At 71.5% G+C, this 9736-nt stretch carries 11 protein-coding genes; 6 read left to right on the top strand and 5 right to left on the bottom strand.

Translation table 11 applies throughout. From position 1 onward, the window contains the following. Together ABZ749_RS20270 and ABZ749_RS20275 are read right to left on the bottom strand one after the other, a co-directional pair. Positions 1-1048 (bottom strand): hypothetical protein (locus ABZ749_RS20270; protein ID WP_357229904.1); only part of this gene is annotated, 1048 nt, incomplete at its 3' end. Between the two features lie 5 nt (positions 1049-1053). Next, complete coding sequence (locus ABZ749_RS20275; protein WP_357229906.1) at positions 1054-1530, bottom strand: hypothetical protein; 477 nt, start codon at positions 1528-1530, stop codon at positions 1054-1056. 103 nt (positions 1531-1633) lie between these two features. Here ABZ749_RS20275 and ABZ749_RS20280 point away from each other — a divergent pair, with 103 nt between their 5' ends. Beyond that, complete coding sequence (locus ABZ749_RS20280; protein WP_357229908.1) at positions 1634-2500, top strand: copper resistance protein CopC; 867 nt, start codon at positions 1634-1636, stop codon at positions 2498-2500. A 34-nt stretch (positions 2501-2534) separates the two neighbouring features. On the opposite strand, the gene ABZ749_RS20285 is transcribed toward ABZ749_RS20280, so the two are convergent. Beyond that, a complete protein-coding gene (locus ABZ749_RS20285; RefSeq protein WP_357229910.1) occupies positions 2535-3053 on the bottom strand; it encodes a hypothetical protein in 519 nt (172 codons plus the stop codon). Between the two features lie 380 nt (positions 3054-3433). Here ABZ749_RS20285 and ABZ749_RS20290 point away from each other — a divergent pair, with 380 nt between their 5' ends. Then, positions 3434-5839 (top strand): ricin-type beta-trefoil lectin domain protein, encoded by a 2406-nt coding sequence (locus tag ABZ749_RS20290; protein WP_357229912.1) that lies wholly within the window; start codon positions 3434-3436, stop codon positions 5837-5839. A gap of 74 nt (positions 5840-5913) precedes the next feature. Here the strand turns inward: ABZ749_RS20290 and ABZ749_RS20295 are convergent, their stop codons facing one another. Together ABZ749_RS20295 and ABZ749_RS20300 are read right to left on the bottom strand one after the other, a co-directional pair. After that, on the bottom strand, positions 5914-6882 hold the full coding sequence (locus tag ABZ749_RS20295; RefSeq protein WP_357229918.1) for a hypothetical protein: 969 nt from the start codon (positions 6880-6882) through the stop codon (positions 5914-5916). A 161-nt stretch (positions 6883-7043) separates the two neighbouring features. Next, entirely contained in the window at positions 7044-7430 is a 387-nt protein-coding gene (locus ABZ749_RS20300; protein WP_088989254.1) for a DUF2267 domain-containing protein, read from the bottom strand. 181 nt (positions 7431-7611) lie between these two features. On the opposite strand from ABZ749_RS20300, the gene ABZ749_RS20305 reads away from it, so the two are divergent. From ABZ749_RS20305 to ABZ749_RS20320, 4 genes are all read left to right on the top strand, one after another. After that, positions 7612-7944 carry a nuclear transport factor 2 family protein gene (locus ABZ749_RS20305; RefSeq protein ID WP_357196243.1) on the top strand — a complete coding sequence of 111 codons (333 nt, stop codon included), beginning with the start codon at positions 7612-7614 and terminating at the stop codon, positions 7942-7944. A 34-nt stretch (positions 7945-7978) separates the two neighbouring features. Continuing rightward, complete coding sequence (locus tag ABZ749_RS20310; RefSeq protein WP_357229914.1) at positions 7979-8815, top strand: oxidoreductase; 837 nt, start codon at positions 7979-7981, stop codon at positions 8813-8815. Between the two features lie 220 nt (positions 8816-9035). Then, positions 9036-9455 carry an ATP-binding protein gene (locus tag ABZ749_RS20315; protein ID WP_357229916.1) on the top strand — a complete coding sequence of 140 codons (420 nt, stop codon included), beginning with the start codon at positions 9036-9038 and terminating at the stop codon, positions 9453-9455. A gap of 105 nt (positions 9456-9560) precedes the next feature. Further along, on the top strand, positions 9561-9736 hold a 176-nt coding region (locus ABZ749_RS20320; RefSeq protein ID WP_357229920.1), incomplete at its 3' end, for a nuclear transport factor 2 family protein.

The following is a 9736-nucleotide window of genomic DNA, read 5'->3' on the forward strand; positions in this document are numbered from 1 at the left end:
GCAGCGAGTAGTAGTGCGCCACCACGTACCCCACCGCGATCGGGACGATGGAGTGGGCGATCTCGCCCGGCACCTGACGGGCATCGGTCGCTTCGGCCCGGCCGATGTGCGCCGCGGCGCCGGTCGCGGCGAGGTACGCCACCGCGACGGCGGCGATGACGAGGCTCAGTCCGGCGCTGCCGGTGACCGCCGGGTGCAGGCCGTTCTCCTGGCTGAAGCGCAACCAGCCCGGCGCGTTGGAGAGGCTGTCGTACATGGTCGAGCCGAGCAGCACGATCACCACGGCGACCAGCCCGGGGCGGGGTCGCAGGCCGGCGATCCCGTCGAGCGGGTTACGCCAGACCAGCACGCCGTCGGCGGCCCGGCCGAGCGGGGCGAGGTGACCGATCACTGTGCTGTACGCCTCGAACGGGTCGGCGTGGTCGAACCAGCCGGCGCCGAACAGCACGGCACCGGCCAGCAGGACCACCGCGTACCCGGTCAGCCAGGCGGTGATGACCGGCAGGGTGGCCCGGTCGGGGGCGACCAGTTCCAGCCAGACGAACCCGAAGAGGGTGGCGGCTGCCGGCCACCAACCGACGCTGTCGGGCAGCTCACGGAGCCCACGGTTGGGGTCGCGCCGCGCCGCCAGCGCCGCGAGCAGGTGCACGGTGCGCAGCGGGTTGACCGCCCGCCAGATCGGGCCGAGCAGCAGCGACAGCGGGGCCAGCCCGACCCAGAGCAGCACGTAGAGCGCGCCGGCGGTCGGGTTGTCAGCGGTGTCGGGCCCGCCCAGCAGACCGAGGCAGAACCAGGCGGCGGCGAGCAGGCCGAGCCCGCGCAGCGCCCACCGGAAACCGGGCGCGTCGACGAGTCGGGCGAGCCGGTGCGGCACCGGGCGACCGCCGGTGGCGTCCCGGTCGAGCCGGGGTTCGCGCCAGAGCAGGCCCAGCGCCACGAACGTGACGACGAGGGTCAGCGCGGCGGCGACGACGAGCTGCGGCAGGGTGATCGGTAGGTCCTGACGGCCACCGACGCCGTGTGCCAGCAGCGTGGGAGCGGCCGTCATGTCGTTCAGCGGACGACGAGCTGGAAGAGCACCAGCTCGGACTCGTGCGTCTCCACCTCGAACAGCCCGGTCTTGTCCGCGCGGAACTCCACCGAGCCGGGCGTGCCGGCCGGTAGCCGGGCGCCCAGGTCGTAGCCGTGCACGTGCAGCTCGTCGGCGACGTCGGAGGTGACGGTGATCCGGACCGACTGTCCCTTACTGACGGTGACCCGTCCGGTCGGTGGGTCGACCCGCTTCTTCGCGATCGTGATGGTGATCTGTTGGTCGACCGCAGCGGTGCTGGCGGAGGCGCTGGGCGTGCTGGCCGCCGTCGGGGTCGACCCGGTGGAGGTGGCGCTCGACGGGACGACGGACGTGGGTGTCGGCGAGGGGGCGGCCACGGAGGGGTCGTCGTCCTGCCCGCAACCGGCGAGGAGCAGGGCGCCGAGGGTGGCGGCGGCGAGGGCGGCGGCGGTCCGGGCAGCGGGGGTACGGACGGACACGGGCGGACTCCGAACGACGCGAGGGGGACGGGTGTCGGGTTGATCGTCGGGGAGGAGAACTCTACGTCTTGTTCGGTGCCGGGGAAATGACCATGATGAACGAATGCGATCGAAGCTGGTCACTGTGCGTAAGGCCCTCAGCCGTGTCGTGGCGGCGCTGGCGGCGACCCTGGTGGTGTCGCTGCTGCTGCCGGTCGCCCCGGCGTCCGCGCACGGCCAGCTGGCGACCTCCACGCCTCTGAAGGGCACCGTCGTCCGCGAGCCGCTGCCCCAGTTGGCGTTGTACTTCACCGAGAAGCCGGCGTCCAACGCGCACTTCGCCATCAGCGGCCCAGACGGGTCGCGAGTGGACAACGGGTGGTCCTACGGTGAGCCGAAGCGACTCGACAAGCCGGTCACCGAATACTTCATGGTCAACGGGGTGTTCGAGCCACGGCTCTACCACACCGGCTTCCCGGCCATGGTCACCGTCGCGCACTGGCCGGCGAAGGGCCGCTACACCGCGAGCTACCTCTCGGTCGCCTCGGACGGTGAGGCGGTGCGGGGCGAGGTGACCTTCGACTACCAGGGCCCCGGCACTGCGGCCCCGGCCGGCTGGTCGGCGCCCACGGCGGGGCCGGACCCGGCGCTGCTCGCCCAGGCCGAGGGTGAGGGCTCGACCAGTTCCGGGGCCACCGGCAGCCCGGTCGCCCCTACCGGCGCCGCGACGGGCGACCCGGCCGGCGCCGCGAAGGAGCAGGGGGGCGGCGGGTTCCCGGCCTGGTTGGTCCCGGCCCTGACCGTCGTTACGGTCGCCGTACTCGTGCTGGTGGCGGCCCGCCGTCGACCTGCCACGCCGGGAGCCACCACACGAAGCGGCCGGCCGGCCGGCGCGGCAGGCAAGGGCGGCACGCCGGGCCGCAAGGCCGCCACCCCGGCCCGCAAGCCCGGCGATCGATCCAGCGGCCCGGCCCGGCGCGGACGGCGGTAGGCCGGCGGCCCGGTCCGGCGCGTGGCAGTGGGCGTCAGGGCCGAGCCGTCTCCCAGTGCGCCGGGCGGCCACCCGCCCCGCCCAACCACGTCGACAGCGGCCCCTGGTGCCGCCCCACGGATCGGCGCATGGCATTGACCAGGGCCAGTTGCGCCCGGGTCGGGGCCACCATCGCCTGCTCGAACTGATCCTGCGACAGCGGCGCGGTTGTCGTGTCCACTCCCGTGGCGACGTCCAGGAGTCGCTGCACCGCGTGGCCGAAGGCGTCGATCTCGGCGGTGACCGCGCTCGGGGCGACGAGGCTGGCTGACATCAGCGCGGCGCTCCACACCCCCCAGTCGTAGTCCCACGCCGTGCGTCCCAGGTGAGCGCGCCGCAGGATCATCGTGAACGTGGCGTACTCCCGCAGCAGGTCCTGGTAGGCCACGAGCTGCCGGTCCCGTAGCCAGTGTCGGTCCTGTGCACTGCGGGTGAGCATCCCGCCGACGACAACGCCGACGGTCGCCGAGAGCGCGCCGCCGAGCGTCGTGACAGCGACTTCCAGCAACGCCATGACACCTCCGTGGTGACCGTCGAGTCCGAGCATCGATGATCGCCGGCCTCGTCGTCAACGGAGCAGAAGGACGTGGACCGCTTTGCCGACGCCCACTGGCGGGCCCGTCGGCGGCACCGCTGACTGCCAGCGGCAGGCCGATCGGCCAGACATTCTGCGCGTAACATGGCGAACTTTCGCATGGACATCGGTAACTTTTGATGCATCGGCGCGAAGCCATGGACAGTCCAATCGAAACGCCTTAATGTTCCGAGCCATCCACCCGGTGTTTCCGCAACGTCACTCGTCGGCGTCGAGGACGTTACGGAGCCGGGCCGACGGCCATCCTCACCGCTGATCCACGTCGGCCGTCGGACACTCCACTGCCTCCCGGAGGAACGATGGGCACACGCCTGCTACGCCGACTCCACCATCCCGTCCTGGGTGCGCTGGCACTCGTCCTCGCCGCCGGCCTCTGGGCCGCCCCCGCCAACGCCGCCCCCGCACAGGAACCGGGCGTCACGCTGCGCGTCTTCGACGTGCAGGTGCCACTGTCCGAGTTGTGCACCCTCAAGCCCGCCCAGACCCCGAACGTGGACAAGCTCATGTCCACCATCAACTGGACCTCGGCGGCCGACTTCGGCTTCGAGGACAACTTCGTCTCGCAGGTGCTCGGCAACATCACCACCACCCAGGCCGGCAGCTACACCTTCCGGCTCAGCAGCGACGACGGCTCCAAGCTGTCGATCGACAACGCGGTCGTGATCAACCATGACGGCCTGCACGGCGCGACCCCGCCCAAGGAGGGCACCGTCACCCTCACCACCGGCCTGCACCCGCTGCGGATCGACCACTTCGAGCGTGGCGGCGGGCAGCAGATCACCCTGGAGTGGAAGACGCCCGGTTCGTCGACCTTCGTTGTCGTACCGAACTCGGCGCTGAGCACCGACGCCGGTGTGGTCCGGGTGACCGCACCCGGACGCAAGGAGTGCGAGGGCGTCTCCGACACCCCCGGTGACGGCCTGCCGCTGACCGGCGTGCACCCCGGCTACACCCTGACCAACCTGCGGCCCAGCGGCTTCCAGCCGAAGGTCACCGGCATGGACTGGCTGGCCGACGGCCGGCTGGTCATCAGCACCTGGGGCGGCAGCGACCAGTCCGGCACCTCCCAGGACGGCGAGGTCTGGATCCTCGGCAACACCGGCGGATCGACGAGCCCGGGCAACGTGACCACCAAGAAGATCGCCGGCGGCCTCAAGGAACCGATGGGGCTCAAGGTCGTCGACGGGGTGGTCTACGTGACCGAGAAGCAGCGGTTGACCCGGCTGGTGAACACCGGCGGCGACGAGGCGGCCGAGCGCCTGGATACCGTCGCCACCTGGCCGTACGGTGGCAATTTCCACGAGTTCGCGTTCGGCCTGCTCTACCAGGACGGGTTCTTCTATCTGAACCTGTCGGTGTCGATCAACTCCGGCGGCGCCACCACCAACCCGCAACCCGCCACCAACCGCGGCACCACCCTCAAGGTCAACAAGGACACCGGCGCGGTCAGCTACGTCGCCGGCGGTCTGCGTACGCCACACGGCATCGGCTGGGGCCCGGAGGGCGGCGTCTTCGTCACCGACAACCAGGGCGGCTGGCTGCCCTCGTCGAAGCTGGTGCACGTCAAGCAGGGCAGGTTCTTCAACCACTTCACGAGCCCGGCGGGTCCGTTCGACACCGCACCGGTGACGCAGCCGGTGCTCTGGATGCCGCAGAATGAGATCGCCAACTCGCCCAGCACACCGCTCTACCTGACCAGCGGTCGCTACGCCGGCCAGTTCGTCATCGGTGACGTCACCTACGGCGGCCTGCAACGGGCGAACGTGGAGAAGGTCAACGGCGAGTACCAGGGCGCTTTGTTCCGGCTCACCCAGGGCCTGGAGGCGGGCGTCTCCGAGGTCAACGTCGGCCCGGACGGCGCGATCTACGTCGGCGGGCTCGGCGCGGGCGGCAACTGGGGCCAGACCGGCAAGCTCTCGTACGGCCTGCAGAAGCTCACCCCGAACACCGCCACCACGTTCGAGATGCTCGCGATGCGCGCCACCACGACCGGCTTCGAGGTGGAGTACACCGAGCCGGTGTCGACGGCGACCGCCGCCGAGCTGGCCGCGCGCTACAAGCTCAAGCAGTGGCGGTACGTGGCGACGTCGAACTACGGCGGTCCGAAGATCGATGAGGAGACGCTGACCGTCACCTCGGCCACCCTCTCGGCGGACGGCAAGAAGGTCAGTCTCACGGTGCCCGGTCGCAAGGCCGGCCGGGTGGTGCACCTGCGGTCCCCGCGCCCGTTCACCTCGACCAGCGGCCAGTCACTGTGGAGCACCGAGGCGTGGTACACGCTCAACTCCATCCCGGGCAGTCCCCCGCCGCCGACCGGCGGCACCATCACCGGCGTCGGCGGCAAGTGCCTGGACGTCGACAACGCGGGCACCGCCGACGGCACGAAGATCCAGCTCTGGACCTGCAACGGCACCAAAGCGCAGTCGTGGACGAAGGTCGGCGACACGTACCGGGTGCTGGGCAAGTGCCTGGACGTGGACAACGGCGGCACCGCCAACGGCACGAAGGTTCAGCTCTGGACCTGCAACGGCACCGCCGCGCAGGTCTGGCAGCCACAGGCCGACGGGTCGATCCGCAACCCGCAGTCGGGCAAGGTCCTGGAGGCCGCCGGCGGTAGCAGCGCCGACCGCACCCAGATCCAGCTCGGCACGTACGCGGGCGGCGCACACCAGAAGTGGGTGGTCAGTAGCGGGGTAACCGGCTGACCTCGGACGAGGGGGCGCGGTCTGACCGGCGGGTCAGGCCGCGCCCCGCCCGTCCACAGCACGAAGACCTCCGCTCAGCGGAACAGCACCGGCCGGTTCCCCCGGGCGCCGACGAGGTGGCCCCTGATGTTGATGTCCTCGATCGAGTCGGTCTCCCACACGCCCCGGGTGGTCAGGTCTGTCATCAACCCGTTGCGCCAGAGGAACGGGTGCCACGCAGCGGTGGTGGTGCTCTGGCCCACCACCTCACCCCGGTCGTTGATCGCGGTGGCGCGGCTCCAGTCGCCACCGAGCGTGCCGAGGTCGGTCAGTGTCCCGTTCTGCCAGCGGAACGCCCGGCCGTTCGCCGCGCCCACCACCTGGCCCCGGTTGTTGACCCCGAGGGCCTCGCTGCCGATCTGCGTGAACACCCCGTCGCGCAGCCGGCCACCCACGCAGGTGCACGGGTAGTCCTGCGGCGGCACGTTGAACCCGCCCACCACGTCGCCCGCGTTGTTGAAGTCGGCGGTGAACTCGTAGAAGTACTCCCGACCCAGGTCGGTGAAGACCCCGTCGCGCCACAGGAAGCGGTGCGGCATGTCTCCGGCCGGTTCGCTGGTGCCGAGCACCTGCCGCCGGTCGTTGACGCCGATTGCCACACTGTTCTCCCCGCCCAGGGTGCCCAGGTCGTGGAGCTGACCGTCGCGCCAGAGCACAGCGCGGGTCAGGTAGTCCGAGCCGAACGAGGTGATCGCCACGTCACCGAACTCGTTGACGTCCACGGCGCTGGAATCCGTGTCACCCGGTAGCACGCCCAGGTCGGTGATGACACCGTGACGCCACAGCACGGCGTGCCGGGCGCCGCTGGCGACCGTGCTCCAGCCGACGATGTCGCCGCGATCGTTCATCGCCGTCGCAGCGCCGTCACCCCCGTTGAGAGTGCCGAGGTCGACGAGCCGATAGCTGTGCGGGGGTGCCGGCGCTGCGACGGCGGGAGCGGGAGCGAGGGTGATCATCGCGACGGCGGTCGTCGCTGCGGTCAGCAGGGGACGCGGGGACACCATGGACGCCAAGGGGGACGCTCCTCGGATCGGAGCGGCGACGACCCGGCGGACGGGCGCGGGGCAACCGCCACTGCGCGTTCGATCGGTAACGCACAGTAGATCCGGTGTCGTGGCGGCACGCCAGGGACCGAACGGTCACCGACGCATGAGGCGCGCGTCGGTCAGGGGCCGTGCGGCAGCGGCTGCGCCAGTGCCCGCAGGTCCGCCGGGAGTTGGGCCAGGGCGTCCTCGAACTCCCGGTGCCCGACCACCCGGTGCATCGTCTGGAGCACCGCCCGGGTGCCCCGCTCGGCGGCCGGACGGTCGATCCCGGCGCGGTCGGCGACCCGGCTCAGGAACTCGTCGTAGCCGAACGTTTCCGGCGGCTCGGCGGCCTTGACCAGCAGTGGGCTCAGCTCGTCGGCCAGGTGGGGGGCCAACGCGCCCGCCTCCCCGCCGCTGAGCCGCTCGGTGAGGGTCCGCAGGACCGCCTCGGTGAGCGGGCGTGCCTGCTCCGGCGGGAGACCCGCCCGTGCCGCAACCTTGTCGACGAACGCCAGCTCGGCCATGCCCCCGCCCTTCGCTCTCGGAAACGCGTGGCTACCCGGGCCCACCGGCAGCAAACCCGGCAGCCGCAGCGGGCATGGTTCTGCTGGTTGCTCCGCGCGGTGCCGTCGGCTTCTCGTACCGTGAGGTCGGACCGGGAACCCGACGGCTGCCCGACGGCGGCCCGTGCCGCAGGAGGAGCAGATGGCCCTCGACCTGCCCGACGTGATCGACCGGTACTTCCGGGCCGTCAACGACCGGGATCTGGACGCCTTCGTCGCCTGCTTCGCGGACACCGCGAGCGTCGCCGACGAGGACCGCCTGTACGACGGACGGGCCTCGATCCGCGCCTGGCGGCAGAAGACGATGGACGCCTACGCGTACACCGCGGAGCCGGTCCGGGTCACGTCGCAGGCGGGCGACTCGTACCTGGCTGTCACCCGGGTGTCCGGTGACTTCCCCGGCAGCCCGATCGAGCTGCGGTACCGGTTCACGCTGCGCGACGGGCTGATCGGCGCCCTGGACATCCGTCCCTGACGGCGAGTGGGCCCACTGACACGAGAGGAACGCCGTGCCGCGAGTCTGGCTCATCACCGGCTGTTCGCGTGGCCTCGGCCGCGCCCTCGCCGAGGCCGTCCTGGCCGACGGCGACCACCTGGTGGCCACCGCCCGCAACCCGGCACAGCTCGCGGACCTGGTCGACCGGCACGGTGACCGGGTCCGCGCTGTGGCCCTCGACGTCAACGACCCCGCTGCCGCCCGTGCCGCCGTCCGCACCGCGGTGGACACGTTCGGGCAGCTGGACATCCTGGTCAACAACGCCGGGTACGCCGATGTCGCCGCGATCGAGGACATGTCGGAGGACGCCTTCCGGGCGCAGGTCGAGGCGAACTTCTTCGGCGTGGTCAATCTGTCCCGGGCCGCCCTGCCCGTGATGCGCGAGCAGGGGCGCGGGCACATCGTGCAGATCTCCAGTGTCGGCAGCCGGGTCGCGAGCACGGGTCTGGGCGCGTACCAGTCCGCCAAGTGGGCGGTCAGCGGCTTCTCCGGGGTGCTCGCCAGAGAGGTCGAGGCGTTCGGGATCCGGGTCACCACTGTCGAGCCGGGTGGGCTGCGCACCGACTGGGCCGGCTCGTCGATGAGCGCCCTGCCGATCAGTGAACCGTACCGGCCGGTCATCGACCCGGCCGTGCAGCGGCTGCGCCAGGCCAGCGGCGCCCAGCCGGGCGACCCGGCCCGCGCCGCCCAGGCGATCATCCGGATCACCCGGGTCGACGACCCGCCGCTCCGGTTGCTGCTCGGCGCCGACGCCGTGGCCGCCGCCCACGCGGCCGCCGAGGCCCTCGCCGCGTCGGACGCGCGATGGCGGGAGTTGAGCGAATCGATAGCCTTCGACACGGCACCCTGACCCGACTGCCCTACCGGACCGGCGAGGCCGGTCAGGCCGGCCCGTAGGTGATCAACCGCCGAACGGACGAGACAGTCAAGAGGGCGGTGGGTGACATGATGTGGCGGCAACAGCTACGAGAAGGGTTCCGCTGCCCGATGGCGCACTTTGAGGCTCGCACGCCCACGACACCCGCGCGGAACGCGGTGCCGCTGGTCGGGCAGCCGCATCGGGCGGGCTGATGCCGGGCGAGCGACGGGAGACCGTGGCCGAGCAGAATGTCTCCACCCACGCCGCGGACACCATGGCGTATCAGGTCGCGACGGACATACGGGCGCTGCGCGCGTTCGTCAGCGCCGGGGCGCTGGCCCGTGGCCTGTCGGACGAGGGGGCGGAGCTGTTGACGCTGGCCGTCAGCGAGTTGGCCACCAACACGTTGCAGCACACCACCGGCGGTGGCTGGGTGCGACTCTGGGCCGAGGCGGGTCAGCTGATCTGCGACGTCGTCGACCACGGCCCGACGCGGGCGTTCGGCCGAAGCATGCCGGCCACCGACTCGGTACGTGGTCGCGGGCTGGCGATCGTGGAGCAGATCTGTGACGAGGTCGCTGTGCTCACCAGTCCCGGGGAGACCGTCGTACGGATTCGCCTGAGTCTGTGAACCTCGGCGGCGATCCCCACCCGCCCACGCCAGTTTGACTGCCACAATGCGGACAGCTCGGGCCGACGGTGGCACCGGGTCGGACCCGAACGGGAGGACGCCACGATGCCGGACAGCGCACGCGAGGCCGAGCTGCTCGACGCCGAGCGCACCCTGCAGGCCGCCCAACGGGCCGGTGACGTCGCCGCCCTCGATCAGCTGCTGGTCGACCAGCTGATCGCCATCGGCCCGGACGGGCGTACCCACAGCAAGCAGGATGACCTGGCCGCTCACCGGGACCG

The sequence above is a fragment of the Micromonospora sp. NPDC047753 genome, from assembly GCF_040642735.1.
Taxonomy (GTDB): Bacteria; Actinomycetota; Actinomycetes; order Mycobacteriales; family Micromonosporaceae; genus Micromonospora.